This window comes from Bradyrhizobium sp. USDA 241 (assembly GCF_049739505.1).
GTDB classification, from domain to species: domain Bacteria; phylum Pseudomonadota; class Alphaproteobacteria; order Rhizobiales; family Xanthobacteraceae; genus Bradyrhizobium; species Bradyrhizobium liaoningense.
Map to the genome: position 1 here is coordinate 3,790,736 of NZ_JBMGPZ010000005.1, position 17,292 is coordinate 3,808,027.

Annotated in this window: 15 protein-coding genes and 2 pseudogenes; 4 read left to right on the forward strand and 13 right to left on the reverse strand. The window is 64.5% G+C overall.

What is annotated here, in order from left to right:
- Positions 1–140: 140 nt before the first annotated feature.
- Together istA and istB are read left to right on the forward strand one after the other, a co-directional pair.
- The gene (gene istA / locus ABIF91_RS40215; protein ID WP_100214066.1) at positions 141–1,898 is read left to right on the forward strand and encodes an IS21-like element IS1631 family transposase; all 1,758 of its coding nucleotides are present in this window, start codon (positions 141–143) and stop codon (positions 1,896–1,898) included.
- A 4-nt stretch (positions 1,899–1,902) separates the two neighbouring features.
- Positions 1,903–2,532: pseudogene (istB, locus tag ABIF91_RS40220) on the forward strand (IS21-like element IS1631 family helper ATPase IstB); the annotation flags it as partial.
- A 148-nt stretch (positions 2,533–2,680) separates the two neighbouring features.
- Here the strand turns inward: istB and ABIF91_RS40225 are convergent.
- A protein-coding gene (locus ABIF91_RS40225; RefSeq protein ID WP_129557670.1) for an IS3-like element ISRj2 family transposase occupies positions 2,681–3,810 on the reverse strand; the annotation gives its coding sequence in 2 pieces (ribosomal slippage) (positions 2,681–3,558 and positions 3,558–3,810; 1,131 coding nt in all).
- A gap of 87 nt (positions 3,811–3,897) precedes the next feature.
- Here ABIF91_RS40225 and ABIF91_RS40230 point away from each other — a divergent pair.
- Positions 3,898–4,038, forward strand: a pseudogene (locus ABIF91_RS40230) (ATP-binding protein); the annotation flags it as partial.
- Positions 4,039–4,135: 97 nt separating this feature from the next.
- Here the strand turns inward: ABIF91_RS40230 and lpxB are convergent.
- Genes lpxB through lpxA form a run of 3 tightly spaced genes read right to left on the reverse strand, consistent with a single transcriptional unit; the run spans position 4,136 to position 6,979 of the window.
- Positions 4,136–5,314 (reverse strand): lipid-A-disaccharide synthase, encoded by a 1,179-nt coding sequence (lpxB, locus tag ABIF91_RS40235; protein WP_085966179.1) that lies wholly within the window; start codon positions 5,312–5,314, stop codon positions 4,136–4,138.
- Positions 5,311–6,168 (reverse strand): LpxI family protein, encoded by an 858-nt coding sequence (locus ABIF91_RS40240; protein WP_035717449.1) that lies wholly within the window; start codon positions 6,166–6,168, stop codon positions 5,311–5,313. Before ABIF91_RS40240 ends, lpxB begins: the two co-directional genes overlap by 4 nt.
- Before the next feature lie 19 nt (positions 6,169–6,187).
- Positions 6,188–6,979, reverse strand: a complete 792-nt coding sequence (gene lpxA / locus ABIF91_RS40245; RefSeq protein WP_028177629.1) for an acyl-ACP--UDP-N-acetylglucosamine O-acyltransferase — start codon at positions 6,977–6,979, stop codon at positions 6,188–6,190.
- A gap of 176 nt (positions 6,980–7,155) precedes the next feature.
- Here lpxA and ABIF91_RS40250 point away from each other — a divergent pair, with 176 nt between their 5' ends.
- Positions 7,156–7,479: a KTSC domain-containing protein gene (locus ABIF91_RS40250; protein WP_028177630.1), complete on the forward strand. Its 324-nt coding sequence runs from the start codon at positions 7,156–7,158 to the stop codon at positions 7,477–7,479.
- Between the two features lie 27 nt (positions 7,480–7,506).
- Here ABIF91_RS40250 and fabZ read toward each other — a convergent pair whose 3' ends face one another.
- The 9 genes from fabZ to pyrH form a co-directional block, all read right to left on the reverse strand.
- Entirely contained in the window at positions 7,507–7,968 is a 462-nt protein-coding gene (fabZ, locus tag ABIF91_RS40255; protein WP_024341283.1) for a 3-hydroxyacyl-ACP dehydratase FabZ, read from the reverse strand.
- Complete coding sequence (lpxD, locus tag ABIF91_RS40260; RefSeq protein ID WP_028177631.1) at positions 7,965–9,032, reverse strand: UDP-3-O-(3-hydroxymyristoyl)glucosamine N-acyltransferase; 1,068 nt, start codon at positions 9,030–9,032, stop codon at positions 7,965–7,967. The genes fabZ and lpxD overlap by 4 nt, the downstream gene beginning before the upstream one ends.
- Positions 9,033–9,157: 125 nt before the next feature.
- Positions 9,158–11,698 (reverse strand): outer membrane protein assembly factor BamA, encoded by a 2,541-nt coding sequence (gene bamA, locus ABIF91_RS40265; protein WP_028177632.1) that lies wholly within the window; start codon positions 11,696–11,698, stop codon positions 9,158–9,160.
- 176 nt (positions 11,699–11,874) lie between these two features.
- Positions 11,875–13,026: an RIP metalloprotease RseP gene (rseP, locus tag ABIF91_RS40270; RefSeq protein ID WP_035670731.1), complete on the reverse strand. Its 1,152-nt coding sequence runs from the start codon at positions 13,024–13,026 to the stop codon at positions 11,875–11,877.
- A 44-nt stretch (positions 13,027–13,070) separates the two neighbouring features.
- Entirely contained in the window at positions 13,071–14,294 is a 1,224-nt protein-coding gene (gene dxr / locus ABIF91_RS40275; RefSeq protein WP_028177634.1) for a 1-deoxy-D-xylulose-5-phosphate reductoisomerase, read from the reverse strand.
- Positions 14,295–14,298: 4 nt separating this feature from the next.
- Entirely contained in the window at positions 14,299–15,141 is an 843-nt protein-coding gene (locus tag ABIF91_RS40280) for a phosphatidate cytidylyltransferase (RefSeq protein ID WP_028177635.1), read from the reverse strand.
- A complete protein-coding gene (locus ABIF91_RS40285) occupies positions 15,138–15,896 on the reverse strand; it encodes an isoprenyl transferase (protein ID WP_028177636.1) in 759 nt (252 codons plus the stop codon). Before ABIF91_RS40285 ends, ABIF91_RS40280 begins: the two co-directional genes overlap by 4 nt.
- Before the next feature lie 10 nt (positions 15,897–15,906).
- Positions 15,907–16,470 carry a ribosome recycling factor gene (gene frr / locus ABIF91_RS40290; protein ID WP_027575609.1) on the reverse strand — a complete coding sequence of 188 codons (564 nt, stop codon included), beginning with the start codon at positions 16,468–16,470 and terminating at the stop codon, positions 15,907–15,909.
- Positions 16,471–16,537: 67 nt separating this feature from the next.
- Positions 16,538–17,254: a UMP kinase gene (pyrH, locus tag ABIF91_RS40295; protein WP_028177637.1), complete on the reverse strand. Its 717-nt coding sequence runs from the start codon at positions 17,252–17,254 to the stop codon at positions 16,538–16,540.
- Positions 17,255–17,292: the final 38 nt, after the last annotated feature.

Genomic DNA, 17,292 nt, shown 5'->3' on the forward strand with positions numbered 1-17,292 from the left:
ACCTATCCGTGGGCACGCTGCGCTTTGCCCACCCCCCGTGGGTCGGTCAAAATCCCCCGGGTATGGTCACTTGAAACTCCCCCACCTGATGATCGCCGTCAGCGCCGCTGAACAGCAGTAGCCGGTCAGGCAGGACGTTTATGTTCGACCCCTTTAGCCAGCAAGGGGCCGGGGAGTTGAACGTCTTGAAGCGACATCTGCAAAGCACCGTACTTACATTACTTGATCGCAACACCAGCCAGCGCGAGATTCACCGGCTGACGGGTGTCGATCGCAAGACGATCCGGCGTTATCAGGCGCTGCGGGCCGGTGCGGAGGCAAATTCCCCCGGGGAAGTGACCACCGGCTCGGTGAGCGCGGACGGCCAAATTCCTCCACCCCGACCACCGGCTTTTGGGACATCGGAAGCGACGGTCACCAGCAGCCTGGCCCGTTCGGCTTGCGAAGCGCATCGGACGTGGATCGAAGAACAGGTCCGGCTGAAGCGGAACGCGCAGGCGATTTACCAGGACCTGGTTGATCAATTTGGCTTTCCGTCCAGCTACCAGAGTGTCAAGCGGTTTGTGCGCCGGTTGCGGCACGCTGATCCTGAGCAGTTTGATCGTCTTGAGTTCCTCCCCGGCGAGGAAGCTCAGGTCGACTATGGCGAGGGCGCGCCGACGGTTGATCCGAAGAGCGGGCGGTACCGTCGTCCCCGCCTGTTCGTGATGACGCTACGCTACTCGCGGCGCAGCTTCCGGCGGGTAGTCTGGAAGTCCAGCCAACAAGTCTGGGCGCAGCTCCACGAAGAGGCGTTCCGGTATTTTGGCGGGGTCCCCAGCTATGTCGTGCTCGACAACCTGAAGGAAGGCGTCCTCAAGCCGGATTTGTACGAGCCCCAGCTCAACCCGATTTACAGCGCGATGCTGGCTCATTACGCCGTGGTCGCCGATCCCGCGCGCGTGGCCGATCCAAATCGGAAAGGATGCGTCGAGAATGCGATTCAACATACCCAGGGCACTGCGCTGGCCGGACGGCGCTTCGAGACGCTGGAGGCGCAAAACGAGTTCTTGAGGCACTGGGAGGAGAACTGGGCTTCCAAACGCATCCACGGCAGCACGCGCCGTCAGGTCGAGGCGATGTTCCAGGAAGAGAAGCCGCACCTGCGGCCGCTGCCTGTCGCTCCCTTCCGCATCTTCACCGAAGTCGTCCGGACTGTCTGCGACGACACCACCGTACGCGTCGACAACAGCTATTACGCCGCGCGGCCCGCGCCGATCGGCAGCCAGGTCGTCGTGCGCATCTACACCACCACGATCGAGATCCGTGATCGCCACACCCGTGCGCTGCTGCGTGTTCATTCCCGGATGGCGCACCCCGGTTCTGTCGTCCTGCCGACCAGCGAACGGCCGTTCAACCCGTCGCGGCAAACCGCCGTGCTGCTGGCGAGCGCCGAGCGCATCGGACCGCAGACCAGGGCCTTGTGCCAGCAGGTGTTCGACACCGAAGGGCGCCCCGGACAGCGCGCGATGTGGGGCATTGTCGGGCTGGGCCGGAAGTATCCGGCGCGGCTGGTCGAGCAGGCCTGCGCGCACGCCATCGACAACCGCATCTACCGCTACAAGCACGTGCGTGCGACCGTCGAGCGGTTGTTCGAACAGGCGATCGAGCAGGTTGGAGTGACGCCACAGCCGGCATCGCCGCTCACTCAGGATCATCCGCTGATCCGTACCCCCGCGGAATACGGCGACCTCTTCAGCCGCGCTGTGCGGCGCGACGCCGACGACAATGGTCGGCAGGCCGAGGCTCACGACGATCACGCCACGGCAATCCGCGCTCGTGTCGCCTGCGCAACCCCGGCCAACTCCGGCGCCACGAGCGCTCCCGCTGCACCTTCTCACCTTAAACTGGAGACCTAGCCACATGATGACCATGCCGGAAATTGAGCGTTGCCTACGACAGCTGCGCCTGTCGGGTGTCCGCGACACGCTGCAGACGCGCGTGCTCCAGGCGCAGGGCGCCAACCAGCCCTTCCTCGAGACCTTCTCCCTTATCCTGCAGGATGAACTGGACCGTCGTCAGTCCCGTCTTATCGAGCGGCGATACCAGCAATCCGGGCTCGACGAAAAGCTGACGCTCGCCGAGTTCGACTGGTCCTTCAATCCCAAACTGCCACGTCAGACCTGCTTCCAGCTCCACACCCTGGCGTTCATTGCCGCTGGCGAGAACGCTCTGCTTGTTGGCAAACCTGGCACCGGGAAGTCGCACATCGCCAAGGCGATTGCCTATCAGGCGATCCTGCAAAGCCACAAGGTCCAGTATCTTGAGACCGACGACTTCTTCCACCGCTACGCCCTGAACTCTCCGGCACAACGCGAGGTCCGGCTGCGAACCATCATCGACTGCGATCTCCTCGTGCTGGACGATCTATTCCTCGCACGCGCCATCCCCGACGACGCCGGCACTTTGCTGCAGACCCTGATCCATCAGCGTTACAAACTGCGCCGCAGCGTCATCGTCACCTCCAATCGCGTCGTGCAGGATTGGGGGGCATAAGAGCTGGCCCCGGTTGTTTGGACAGCGCCCCGCTGGATTTAAGTGGATTCCTGCCGGGTTATGCTGAACGCGGGGCTTTACGGTTTTGTCGTTGCGTCGGGAGGGCGTAGCCCGACCAGAGCGACGACAAAACCGTCGGCGACGGTCATGCGGCCATCACCATAGCTTGCGTGCCGAAGTAAGCCTCGTCGGGCGTGCGCCCGTCAAGGCTCGAGTGAGGGCGTCCCTGATTGTAGAAGGCCAGATACTTGGCAATTGACGCTCGCGCCTCGGACACGCTGTCGTAGGCGCGGAGATATACTTCTTCGTATTTGACCGTGCGCCAGAGCCGCTCGACAAACACGTTGTCGCGCCAGGCGCCCTTGCCGTCCATGCTGATGGCGATCTTCGCGTCCAGCAGCACATCGGTGAACTCGAGGCTGGTGAACTGGCTGCCCTGATCCGTGTTGAAAATCTCGGGCCTGCCGTGCTTCGCCAACGCCTCCTGGACCGCTTCGACGCAGAAGGCCGCCTCCATTGTGATCGAGACGCGATGGGCCAGGACCCGTCGGCTGAACACATCGACGACCGCCGCGAGATAGACGAAGCCACGCCGCATCGGAATGTAGGTGATGTCCATTGCCCACGCATGGTCGGGCCGCTCGATCTTCAATCCGCGCAACAGGTACGGGTAGATCTTGTGACCCGGAGCCGGCTTGCTCGTGTTCGGGCGACGATAGACCGCCTCGATCCCCATGCGCTTCATCAGCGTCGCGATGTGGCGGCGACCGGCGTATACGCCCTCCCGCCGCAGCAACGATCGCAGCATACGCGCTCCCGCGAAGGGATAATCGAGATGCAGCTCATCGAGCCGACGCATCAAGGCAAGGTCCTCGGCCGAAACTGGCCGAGGTTCATAGTAGACCGTGCTGCGAGCCAGCTTCAGGACCTTCGCCTGGCGCACGATAGAAAGATCATGATCGCGGTCGATCATCGCTTTGCGCTCAGCAGGCCCGCCTTGGTGAGCGCGCCGGACAAAAAATCGTTTTCCAACGCCAGCTCGCCGATCTTGGCATGTAACGCCTTCAAATCGACCGGCGTCTCGGCCGATGTCTTGTCATGCCCAAACACGCCGGCGGCGCCTTCCAGGAGCTGGTTTTTCCAGATCGTGATCTGGTTCGGATGAACATCAAACAGTTGCGCCAGCTCCGCCAGTGTCTTGTCGCCTTTGACCGCAGCCAAAGCAACCTTCGCCTTGAATGCCGGAGAATGCGTCCGGCGGCTCTTCTTCGTCATCTTCGCTCCTGATTCGCAGCAAGAATCCTCGCCGCTGTCAGGCAGAAAATCCACTCAAGCTACTGTCCGAATTTGCGGGGCCAGCTCTCATACCTTGGGGACAACACTATGAGCACGACGATCCTCGATCGCCTTATGCATCATTGCCATCTGCTTGAGTTCGACGGACGCAGCTATCGGCTCAAAGAAGCCGCTGAAGCTCTTGCCCGGGAAACAAACTCAAACTAACAGTCCCTTGTCCTGCCTCGCGGGTGGAGGAATTTGACTGACCACACCCGGAGGAATTTGAAGTGACCCGCGGGGGCCCACCCTACAAGGGCGTCGCTTACGGCCTGCCCTTGCGCATTGTCGCCAGCACGATATCGGCGGCGAGCACGCTCGGCGACTTGTTGCCGGTCGACATGATCTGATCGAGCTGGGCGAAAGCCTCGACCTGCTGCCGGCGGAGCGGCGAATCCGTCAGCAGCTCGGCGAGCGCCGGCGCCAGCTTCTCCGGCGTGCAGTCCTCCTGCAGATACTCGGGAATGACATCCTTGCCGATCACGAGATTGGCAAGGATCACCGAGGAGACGCGGATCGCGCGGCGCAGGATGAAGGCTTCGATCGCGCCGACGCGATAGGCCGTCACCATCGGAATGCCCGACAGCGCAAGCTCGAGCGTCACCGTGCCGGACTTGGCCAGCGCGGCGTGGGCCATGCGGAAAGCGGCACGTTTCTCGCTCTCGCCGATCACGATCTGCGGCTTGACCGGCCAGTTCGCGATGCCCCCGCGGATGGTGGCTTCGAGATGCGGCATGGTCGGCAGCATCAGCTCGAACGTGCGCCCCTCCGCCTGCAACCGGCCGAGCGCCGCGCCGAACACGTCGAGGTGATGCCGGATCTCGCTGCGGCGGCTGCCGGGCAGCACCAGCAGCACCGGCGGCGCGCCGTCGCGGCGCGTCTGCTCCTCTGCGTTCGGCCGCAGCGAGGACAATTGCTCGATCAGGGGATGGCCGACATAGCTGCAGGGCGGCCCGCCGAGCTTGCGGTATTCCTCCGGCTCGAACGGCAACAGGCCGAGCACATGGTCGACATAACCGAGCATGGTTCGTGCGCGTCCTGGCCGCCACGCCCAGAGCTGCGGCGAGACGTAATCGACGATCGGGATTCCGGGACTGCGCGAACGCACGCGCCGCGCGACGCGATGGGTGAAGTCGGGGCTGTCGATGATGACGAGGGCGTCGGGCGCGGCCTCGGCCACCGCGTCAGCGGTCTCGCGGATCAGCCGCAGGATCTTCGGCAGTTGCTGCACCACGGCGGCAAAGCCGACGATCGACAGCTCCTCGATCGGAAACAGCGATTCGAGCCCCTCGCGCGCCATGGTTCGGCCGCCGACGCCGACGAACTGCACGCCGTCACCGAGGCGCTGGCGCAGCACCTTCATCAAGGCGCTGCCGAGCCGATCGCCGGATTCCTCCGTGGCAATCAGGAAGATCTTGCGCATGGGATCGCGCCCCTGCATCACGCGGGCAGGCCGATGATGAAGAGATATTTTGCGTCGGCAAGCGCGATCATCGCTTGCGGCTCCGCGGCAATGGTGTTGCCGGCGATGACGGCGATGCCCCCAAGGCCGGCGGCCGCGACGCCCTCGATCGTCCGCGGGCCGATCGTCGGCAGGTCGAAGCGCAGATCCTGGCCGCTCTTCGGCGCCTTCACCAGCACACCGCGGCCCGTGGCGGCACGGATGCGGCCCTCCTCACGCAGCCGCGCGACGCGGGCGAGCAGCGCGTCGGTGCCCTCGATGTCCTCGACCGCCACGACATGGCCGTCGATCACCACCGCGGCCTGGCCGATGTCGAACGGACCGAGCGCGGTCAGCACCGCGCGGCCTCGCTCGATGTCGGCCTTGCTGGCGTCGCTGGGCCAGGCGCGACTGATGCAGCCCTCGGGCATCAGGAGATCCGGTGCGACGTCCTTGATGCCGACCATGCGAAAGCCGTCCTGCTCGAGCATGCGGCCGACACCGGACAACAGATGATCGTCGCCGCCGCGAAAGGCGCGGATGACGTTGCCGAGCAGGCGCAGCGTCTTGACGTCGAAACGGATCTCCGACAGCGAGGGCCGCACCAGCGTGCCGATGAAGATCAGGTCGCGGCAGCCCTCCTCGCGAAACAGCCGCATCGCGCGGCCGAGCTGGCCGACCGAGATCCAGCGATGGCGAAATTTCTCCACCCGCACGGGGTCGCAGGCCCCGCGCAGCGGAAACAGCACCGGCGTAATGCCGTGCGCGGCGAGCGACTCGGCGACCGCGAACGGCATGGCGCCGCCACCGGCGACGATGCCGACCGGTGACGAAACCTGCGAAGCCGCCGATGTCATGTCCGCGGCCATCCCGAACTCACTTCGCGATGGCGGGAAGACAGAGCGGGCGCTTGCCCTTGCCGATGAAGTCGAGGATTTCGGCGATCGCGGGGTCTTCGCCGGCGAGAGGACGCGCAGCCTCCAGACGCTCTGCGAACGTGCCGGGCCCGTGGAAGAGCTTCTGGTAGAACGCGCGCACGGTCGCGAGCCGCTGCCTGGTGAACTTGCGACGCTTCATGCCGATCAGGTTGAGGCTCTCCAGCACCGCGTACTGGCCGTTGACGAGCCCATACGGGATGACGTCGTCGCGCACACCGCAGACACCACCGACCATGACATAGGAGCCGATGCGGGTGAACTGGTGCACCGCAGACAGGCCGCCGATGTAAACGGCATCGCCGATCTCGCAATGCCCGCCGAGTGTTGCCGACGTCGCGAAGATCACATTGTCGCCGACCATGCAGTCATGGCCGACATGGCTGTTGTTCATGAAGTAGCCGCCGCTGCCGACGCGCGTCAGTCCGCCGCCCTTGATGGTGCCGACATTCATCGTCGCACCTTCCCGGATGGTGCAGCCCGAGCCGATCTCAAGCCGGGTCGGCTCGCCCTTATAGCTGAGATCCTGGGGCGCACCGCCAAGCACCGCGAACGGCGAAATCACGCAGCCGTCCCCGATCGAGGTATGGCCGATGATTGTGGCCTGTCCGATCAACTTGCAATTCGCGCCGATCACGACGTTCGGGCCGATGATGCAATAGGGTCCGATCTCGGTGCCCTCGCCGATCACGGCGCCGTCCGCGATCCGTGCGGTGGGATCAATCTTGCTCATCAAGCCAATCTTACTCGTCAAGAAGGTCTGGTTATATGTTGAAGTCGCTTGGTTTTCCGGTGGTTAGCGCGACTATGCCCGATCTGTCCAGTGACGTATCATCTCGGCGTATTTCAAGTGCCGGATGAAGTGGTCCTGCCGGCCCATCAACATGTTCATACGGAGCTTCAGCTATCGTGGTCAGGGCCCTGGTCCTTCTGCTTGCGCAGCTCGCCGGTACACCGATCGTGTCCGAGACGGTCGAGACCGGTGAACGCCAGCTCATCGATCTCGGCACGTTCGAGTGCCGCGACATCACCAGGAGCACGGTGCTTCAGCGGGTCTGTTACGATCGCGCGCGGCAGGATCTCGTCGTCGCAGCTGACGGCGCCTATGACCGCTATTGCGGCGTGACGGCCGACACGGTCGAACGCCTCCTGGGCGCGCCATCCATGGGCCAGTTCTTCAACCAGAATATCAGGCGCGAGACGGCCGGCAGCCGCTACGACTGCTCCGCGTGAGGCCCCTGTGTGGGAGCGCTTGGCCGCTCAGTCCGTCAGCATGGCGCCGACGTCAGCCTCCGCGACGACCTGCCCGTTGACCTTGGCGTCGCCGTGAAACCACCACATGGCCTTGCGGCGCCCGAGCGAGCGCATGTGATATTCGATGGTGTCGCCGGGCAGCACCGGCTTGCGGAACTTGCACTTGTCGATGGTGAGGAAATACACCGCCCGCGGCTTCTCGGTGCCTTCGACCGACTTGATGCCGATCACGCCCGCGGTTTGCGCCATCGCCTCGATCATCATGACGCCGGGATAGACCGGGCGCTCGGGGAAATGCCCCTGGAACGCCGGCTCGTTGAAGGTGACGTTCTTGATGCCGATGCCGCTGTAATCGGCGCGAATGTTGATCACGCGGTCGATGAGCAGCATTGGAAAACGGTGCGGCAGGGTCTGGAGGATCGCATTGATATCCACCAGCTCGAACTTAACAGGTGATTCCGCCGTCATTCCCGTCCCTCGTCCTTCGGATCGGCCTTGCTGTCGCGTACCAGGCGCTCCACCGCGATGATCTCCTTGAACCACTGCTTGGTCGGCTTGGCGAAATGTCCGCCCCAGCGGCCGCCCGGCGGAATGTCGTCCTTGACCGCGCTCATGGCGGTGACCTGAGCCCCGTCGCCGATCTTGAGGTGATTGTTGATGCCAACCTTCGCTCCGAGCGCCACGTTGTCGCCGATGGTCAGGCTGCCGGCGAGGCCGATCTGTGCCGCCAGCAGGCAGTGCCGGCCGATCGTCACATTGTGGCCGATCTGGACCTGGTTGTCGATTTTGGTCCCCTCGCCGATCACGGTGTCCCGCAAGGACCCGCGGTCGATCGTGGTGTTGGCGCCGACCTCGACGTCGTTCTGGATCAGCACCCGTCCGGTCTGCGGCACCTTCAGATGGCCCTCGGGGCCGAAGAAGATGAAGCCGTAGCCGTCCTGGCCAATCGAGCAGCCGGGATGGATCAACACGTTGTTGCCGATCAGGGCGCACTGGATCGCCGTGCGGGCGCCGACATTGCAGTCCCGGCCGATCTTGACGCCGGGGCCGATCACCGCTCCGACGCCGATCACGGTGCCGCTGCCGATCTCGGCGTCCGGGCCGATCACGGCCAGGGGATCGACGATTACTCCGTCCTCGAGCCGGGCCGAGGGATCGATGATCGCCGAGGGCGCGATACCGCCATTGCCGACCCAGGACTGCGGCCTCAGCGCGTCGCCGTGCCATTCCCGCGCGATCCTGACGAAGGCGCGGAACGGCTGCGCCACCCGCAGCACGGCCACATGTGCGGGCACCTCCGCCTCGAAACGCGGGCTGACCAGACAGGCACCCGCCCTGGTTGCCCTGAGCTGATCGGAATATTTGAGGTTGTCGAAGAATGCCAGATGCATCGGGCCGGCTTCGTCGAGCGACGCCAGGCCCGTAATGACATGGCCGCCCCTTTCGGGGTCGACCAGCTGCGCCTTGGTCAGCGTGGCGATATCGGCCAGCGCTGTGGCAGGCGGCTCTGTGAAGAAGATCGGCTGCGCCATTCCACCCCGTCGCGGTCCGGCTTCGGCATGAAGCGGTCTGGCCGCATCATGCCTCATGTCTTGGATTGGCACGATCCCTTTCGGAAACCGGCTCCAGTGATCCGGATCGTGCCGTGCTGATCGAACTAGAACGTGGTGCCGCCGCCGAACCGGAACTCCTGCGTGCGGTCGTATTTGCCCTTGGTGAGCGGCACGGCGTAGTCGAAGCGCAGCGGGCCGAATGGCGACTGCCAGATCAGGCCGACACCGACCGACGTGCGTACCACCTTGCTGTCGTCAAACACGAGACCGGTACAGGTGCCCGCTGATGACGGATTGATGGTCGACGGGATACAGCCGGGCGCATTGACCTCGTTGGTCGTGGTCCAGCTCGTTGGCCCTTGGTAATCAAAGAGGCCGCCGGCATCGGCATAGACCGCACCCTTCAGGCCGACTTCCTTGGGCAGGAACCAGAACGGCATCTGCAGTTCGAGCGAAGCGCCCCAGTACTTGGTGCCGCCGAGCGCGTCCTGGGTACCGAACGGATTCAGGTCGCGCGGACCGATGCCGTTCGGGGCGAAGCCACGGACGAGGTTCGGGCCCATCTGGAAGTGGTCGAGCATGCGCAGGTCGCTGCCGATCTTGTTCAGCATACCGCCCTGCAGGCGCACAAGACCGACGATGTCGGACACCAGCGGGGTGTAATACTTCGCATCGACCACCGACTTCAGATAGGAGACGTCGCCGCCGACGCCCGCGAAATCTTGCCGGAAGTCGACCAGCAGACCGTCGGTGGGGTTCTTGTTGTTGTCCAGCGTGTTGTAGGTGAGCGTATAGCCGAGCGCCGAGGTCAGGGTCTTGCCGTTGGCAAGCTCCTTGCGCACCGGCAGCGAGGCTTCGCCATCGTTGTAGCAGCCCAGGCCGTTCGTCGACGCAAGGCTGATGCCGTTGGCATTGGCAAAGGCCGGGCTCGGATTGAACAACGGATTCGCACTGCCATCGGGCAGGAACTGCACGTTGTTACAGTTCGCCAGGTAGCTCGGCAGCGTGATTTCCTGCTGGTAGATCGAGTAGCGCAGCTGGAGCGCCAGATCTTCACGCAGGGAGAAGCCGAGGCGCGGCGAGAAGCCGAGCGTCTTGGTGCCGTAGGAGATGTAGCTGTTGGCCAGCTGCTGGCGCTGATAGAGGTCGAGGCCGAGCGCGACGCGGTAGTCGAGCAGATACGGCTCGACGAACGACAGCGAGTAGCCGCGGGCGTACTGGCCATAGGTCACCGACGCCTTGGCGAACAGGCCGCGGCCGAGCAGATTGCGTTCGGAGACCGACACTTCGGCCAGCGCGCCGTCGGTGGTGGAGTAACCGCCCGAGATCGAGAAGTCGCCGGTCGATTTCTCTTCCATGTCGACGATCAGGATGACGCGGTCGCTCGACGAGCCCGGCTCGGTCGTGATCTTCACGCTCTTGAAATAGTCGAGGTTCTTCAGGCGCCGCTCGGCACGGTCGACCAGCGCGCGGTTGTAGGCATCGCCTTCCGAGATGTCGAACTCGCGGCGGATCACGTAGTCGCGCGTGCGGGTGTTACCGCGCAGGTTGATGCGCTCGATATAGGTGCGCGGGCCCTCGTCGATGTTGAAAACGACGGACACCGTGTGCGCCTCGAAGTTGCGGTCGCCGCCGGGCCGGACCACGGCGAAGGCATAGCCGCGGCGCGAGGCCTCGATCTGCATCTCCTCGACCGACTTCTCGACCGATTCGACGTTGTAGAGCGAGCCGACATTGACGCGGGAATAGCCGCGCATCGAGGTCGGATCGAAGTTCGGAATGCTCGAGCGGAAGTTGACCGCGGCGACGCGGTACTGCGCGCCTTCCTCGATCTTGAAGGTGACGTTGAAGCCCTTCTTCTCCGGATCGTATTCGGTGAGCGCGGCCACGACCTGGACGTCGGCGAAGCCGTTCTTGAGGTAGAATCGGCGGATCAGGTCGCGGTCGGCCTCGACGCGGTCGGGGTCATAGATGTCGCCGCTGGCGAGAAAGCTCAGCAGGTTCGATTCGCGCGTCTTGATGACGTCCCTGAGGCGGTAGGACGAGAACGCGTTGTTGCCGACGAACTCGATCGACTTGACGCCGGTCTTGGCGCCCTCCTCGATCGTGAAGATCAGGTCGACGCGGTTGTTCGGCTGCTCGATGACCTCGGGCGTGACGCGCACGTCGTAGCGGCCGGACCGGCGATAGATTTCGGCGATTCGCAGCGTGTCGGACTGCACCATGGCGCGGGAGAAGGTGCCGCGCGCCTTGGACTGGACTTCGGCGGAGAGCTGCTCGTCCTTGATCTTCTTGTTGCCCTCGAAGGCGAGGCGCCCGATCACCGGATTTTCTACCACGGAGACGATGATCTGGCCGCCGGCACCGCGGTTGATTCTGACGTCCTGGAACAGGCCGGTCTCGATCAGCGCCTTGAGGCCGTCGTCGATGGCAGCCTGATCCAGGCGGCCGCCTGGACCCGGCTTGAAATAGGAGCGGATCGTCTCCACCTCGACCCGGCGATTTCCCTCGACGGAAATCGACTGGATGGTCTGAGCGAATGCAGACGAAGACACGAAAACAGCCCCAACCGGGGCAATCACCGGCGCGCCGAACATGATCAGGGTTGCGAGCAAGCCCCCCCGGAGTCGCAGTCCAAACTTCATCGCGCAACGCGCCCTTATCATTCCCTGCCAGACCCAACCCCAACGCCGGTCTGGAGATTCCCCAAGTTCAGGCCGCTTGTAGCCAATTTCACCGACGGCGCAAACGGCCGAAAGCGCCGTGATTTCAATTTCATTCCAGGACGTTGCTGAACAGCAACGCCACAAAAAAGCCTCGATCAGGAAGCGGCCATCCGCAGGATGTCGTTGTAGGTCGCAAACACCATCAACATCAGCACCAAGCCCAGTCCGATTCGGAACCCCATCTCCTGGGTCCGCTCGGACAAGGGCCGGCCACGGACCACCTCGGCCGCATAGAACATCAGGTGGCCACCATCGAGCAGCGGGATCGGGAACAGGTTCAGCAGGCCGATCGAGACCGACAGCACCGCGCAGAGATTGATGACGAACTGGAACCCGGCGCTGGCCGCCTGCCCCGACATCTTCGCGATTCCCAGGACGCCGCTGACCTCGTTCGGATTGCCCTGCCCGACGAACAGCGAGCCCAGGAACTTGAAGGTGCTGGTGATGATGAACCAGACCTGCTCGACCCCGATCTTGAGCGCCTCACCGACGCCGACCGGCGTGGTCGAGGCCTCCCCGGCCTGCGACTTGTGCTCGATACCGAGCACGCCGAGACGATGACTGTTGCCGAAGGGATCCTTGCGCTCCAGCAGCGCCGGGGTCGCGGTCAGGGAGACGATGGCGCCGTCCCGCTTCACCTGGAACGCAAGCGCCGAACCTGCGTTCATCGCAACGATTCGCTGCATGTCGGCAAAGCTCTCGATCGGCTTGCCGTCGATCTGGATGACGACGTCCCCGACCTTGAAGCCGGCCGCAGCCGCCGCACCATCGGCGACGACGCCGTCGACACGCGCGATCGTGCTCGGCTTGCCATAGTAGAGGGCCATGCCGGCGAAGATCAGCGCGCCCAAAATGAAATTCGCGATCGGTCCGGCCGCGACGATGGCTGCGCGCGGGCCGACCTTCTTGTGGTGGAAGCTGCCGGCGCGCTCCTCGGCCGTCATCGCCGCGAGCGTCTGTGACGAAGGTGTCGAGGCCTCGCTCTCGTCGCCGAAGAACTTGACGTAGCCCCCGAGCGGGATTGCCGAGATCTTCCAGCGGGTGCCATGGCGGTCGTTGAAACCGACCAGCTCAGGTCCGAAACCGAGCGAGAAGGTCAGCACGCGAACACCCGCCCAGCGCGCGACCAGGAAATGGCCAAGCTCGTGGAAGAACACGACGATGGTCAGGACGAACAGGAAGGGGACTGCGTAACCGAGGAGCCCATGGCTCAACGTATTGAAACTATGGACGAAAAAGTCGATCATCGATTTCCCTCACCCAGCGCCGCAAGGCCCTGGCACCGAACCAGCTAGGATGCCTTTAAGGCAATTTGAGGCAATAGGGCGGCAGCCCTATTTCGCGCAACATGGTCAACGGAAATTGCATCGTCGGCGGACGTCAGGGGCGCCTGGTTCCCACCTTTGACCCAATCGTCAAGGGTCGCCTCGACCAGGCGGGCGATCGCGCCGAACCGGATCTTGCCGGCGATGAAGGCGGCGACCGCGACCTCGTTGGCGGCGTTGTAGACGGTGGTCGCCCCCTTCCCGGTCCGGAGCGAATCGTAGGCCAGCCAAAGCCCGGGGAAGCGCTCGAAGTCCGGCGCTTCGAAGGTCAGCTGACCGATCTTGGCGAGGTCCAGCCTGGCCGCCGGTCCCTTGATGCGATCGGGCCAGCCGAGACAATGCGCGATCGGCGTCCGCATGTCGGGCGCGCCGAGCTGGGCCACGACGGAGCAGTCGGAGAACTCGACCATGCCGTGAATGATCGACTGCGGATGAACGAGGACGTCGATCTCGTCGGGCGCGAGCGCGAACAGATAGGACGCCTCGATCACTTCGAGCCCCTTGTTCATCATCGAGGCGGAATCGATCGTGATCTTCTGGCCCATGCTCCAGTTCGGATGCTTCAGCGCCTGCTCGAGCGTGGCTTGCTCGATGTCGGCGGGCTTCCAGGTCCGGAACGGACCTCCCGAGGCCGTGATGATGACGCGGACGAGCTCGTCGCGATTGCCTGAGCTCAGCGCCTGGAACAGCGCATTGTGCTCGGAATCGGCCGGCAGGATGCAGGCGCCCGCCTTTGCCGCGCGCTGCATGAAGAAATCGCCGGCGCAGACCAGACACTCCTTGTTGGCGAGCGCGACATGGGCACCGCGATCGACCGCCGCCAGCGCCGGCTTCAGTCCCGCTGCGCCGCTCACGGCCGCCATCACCCAGTCGGCCGGACGTGCGCCGGCCTCGATCACCGCGCTTTCGCCGGCGCCGCATTCGGTGCTGGTGCCCGCCAGCGCGGCCTTGAGCTCGGAGAGCTTGGAGGTGTCGGCGATCGCGACATAGCGCGCAGAGAATTCCCTGGCGAGCTTGGCCAGCGCCGCGACATTGCCGTTCGCCGTCAACGCCTCGACACGATAGCGCTCGGGCGAGGCGCGCAGCAGGTCCATCGTGCTGTCGCCGATCGAGCCGGTGGCGCCGAGAACCGTGACGCTGCGGACGTCGGACGCCGCAAGCCTGTTGTTACGCAATGGGACCGCGCTCATATCCTCACCAAACCATAAGACCGCTTCCGGCGCTATGCACACCATGGCGGAGAAAGCCGATAATCCATGCCGCCAGGACGGCAGCGACGAAACCGTCCAGGCGGTCCATAAGCCCGCCATGGCCGGGAATTAAGTGACTGGAATCCTTGACTCCGAAGCGCCGTTTCACTGCGGATTCGAGGAGATCGCCGAGTTGCGATACCACCGACAGAACGGCGCTGACGAGCAGCAGTGGAACCACCTTTCCGATCCCGCAGGCGGCAAAGCCGGCCGCAACCGCAAGGCTCGCGGCAAAGCCGCCGAGCGCTCCGGACCAGGTCTTTTTCGGGCTCACGCGCGGCCACAGCTTCGGCCCGCCGATGCTGCGGCCGGCAAAATAGCCGCCGATGTCGGTCGCCCACACCACGAGCAGCACGAACATCAGCGCGGCGAAACCGTTGACGAGATCCTGCCGCAAAAGGATCGACGCCAGCAGCGCCGCCGACGCATAGGCAAACCCGGTCGCCGCCCAGAAGAACTTCCTCCGCGCAATCAGCGTCACGATCGCGCCGCCGATGAAGCCGCTGATAACGGCCGTCTTGAGGGCGCCGAAGGCCGTGCAAAATCCCACGATTGCAATGACGATCGTCCCCGCGCCCGTCAGCGCGACCGAGCTCGCGCCCACCACCATCAGCCATTCGGCGAACAGTCCGATCGAGACCAGGGTGACGAGAAGGGCCCAGAGCCAGCCGCCGGCATAGGCGAGCGCAATCGCGAGCGGCGCCAGCACCAGCCCTGCGAGGACTCGCAGCACGAGATTGCTCGGGGCAGGCTGAGCGCCCGCCGGTGCGGCGTCCGGTTCGCTCACGAGGCGGTTTTCGCGACCAGGCCGCCGAAACGGCGTTCGCGCCTGGCAAATTCGGCAATCGCGCTTTCCAGCGCCGCCTTGTCGAAGTCGGGCCAGTGGATCGGCACGAACACGAGCTCGCTATAGGCGGCCTGCCACATCAGGAAGTTGGACAGGCGCTGCTCCCCGCTGGTGCGGATGATGAGATCGGGATCGGGAATGTCGGGCGCGTCGAGATGCGCTCCGAGCGTCTCGGCGTCGATCGTGGCTGGATCCCGCTTTCCCTCCGCAACCTCGCGGGCGAGCTTCTGCGCCGCTTTCGCGATCTCCTGCCGCGATCCGTAATTGAAGGCGACGACGAGCGTCAGGCGCGTGTTGTCGCGTGTCAGCTCCTCGGCCTCGTTGAGGAGCCCGCAGATGTCGCTCTCGAGCCCCTCGCGCTCGCCGATGATGCGAACCTTGACGCCGTCGCGATGCAGGCTCGCCAGATCGTTGCGGATGAAGCGCCGCAGCAGGCCGAACAGGTCGCCGATCTCGCTCGCCGGGCGCGACCAGTTCTCCGACGAGAACGAGAAGATGGTGAGATAGCGAATGCCGAGCTCGTGCGAGGCGCGCACCACGCGGCGCAGCGCGTCCACACCGCGGCGATGCCCTTCCGCACGCGGCAGTCCGCGCGCGGCCGCCCAACGGCCGTTGCCATCCATGATGATGGCGACATGCGCAGGCGCCTCGGACCGGTCGGGCCCTTCCGTTGCTGGCGCGGCGGCGTTGGACATGGAAGCGGCCCTAGACGGTGAGGATTTCTTTTTCCTTGGCGGCCAGCAACTGGTCGATCTCGGCGATGGTACCGTCGGTCGCCTTCTGCACCTCGTCGGCGTGACGCTTCTGATCGTCCTCCGACATCTCGTGATTCTTCTCGAGCTTCTTGAGCACGTCGAGGCCGTCGCGACGGACATGGCGCGCGGCGACCTTGGCGGCTTCGGCGTATTTGTGCGCGACCTTCACCAGCTCCTTGCGCCGCTCCTCGTTGAGCTCGGGAATGCGCAGGCGCAGCACCTGGCCCTCGGTCGCGGGCGACAGGCCGAGATTGGAATCGACGATCGCCTTCTCCACCGCCTTGACCATCGACTTGTCCCAGACCTGCACCGAGATCAGCCGCGGCTCCGGCACGCTGACGGTGGCAAGCTGGTTCAGCGGCATGTGGCTGCCATAGGCCTCGACCTGAACCGGATCGAGCATCGAGGCGGAGGCGCGGCCGGTGCGCAGGCCGCCGAGTTCGTGCTTGAGGGACTGGACGGCGCCCTGCATGCGGCGCTTCACTTCGTTGAGGTCGAAATTACCCGTGGCCATCACGTTTCTCCTTCAAAATCCCGGCGACCGCTCCGCGCCCTTCCCTCGGGGCACGCAAGACGAGCCGTCAGCCGGCGACGATGGTTCCGTGGCCGACGCCACGCAGAATCGCGCCGATCGACCCCGGCTCCGCGATCGAGAATACGATGATAGGCAGCGATGTCTCGCGGGCAAGCGCGAAGGCGGTCGCATCCATCACCTTGTAGCCGCCCTCGATCGCCTGCGAATGCGTCAGACGGTCGAACCGCGTGGCAGTCGGATCCGTCTTCGGGTCCGCCGAGTAGACGCCGTCGACATTGGTTGCCTTCAGGACCGCCTGCGCCCCGATCTCGGCGGCACGCAGCACCGCGGTCGTGTCGGTGGTGAAGTACGGATTGCCCGTCCCGCCGCCAAGCAGCACGATCCGGCCCTCGGCCAGGTATTTGTGTGCCACAGTACGGGTAAACAGCTCGGAAATCTCCGGCATGACGAAGGCCGACAGCGTCCGCGCCGGCGTTCCCTTGCGCTCGATCGCCGCTTCCAGCGCGAGGCAGTTCATCATGGTGGCGAGCATGCCCATGGTGTCGCCGGTTGTGCGCGACACCCCGCGGGACGAGACCTCGACGCCGCGGACCATGTTGCCGCCGCCGATCACGACCGCAACCTCGGTGCCGAGATGGCGGGCCGCGATCAGATCGTCCACGACCCGGTCGACGGTCGGCTGATCGATGCCAAAGCCTTGCTGTCCCGCGAGATATTCGCCGGACAGCTTGATCACGACGCGACGGTAGACCGGATCAGTCATGAGCACCTTCCTTGTCCGGGCGCCGCTTCCGGCGGCAC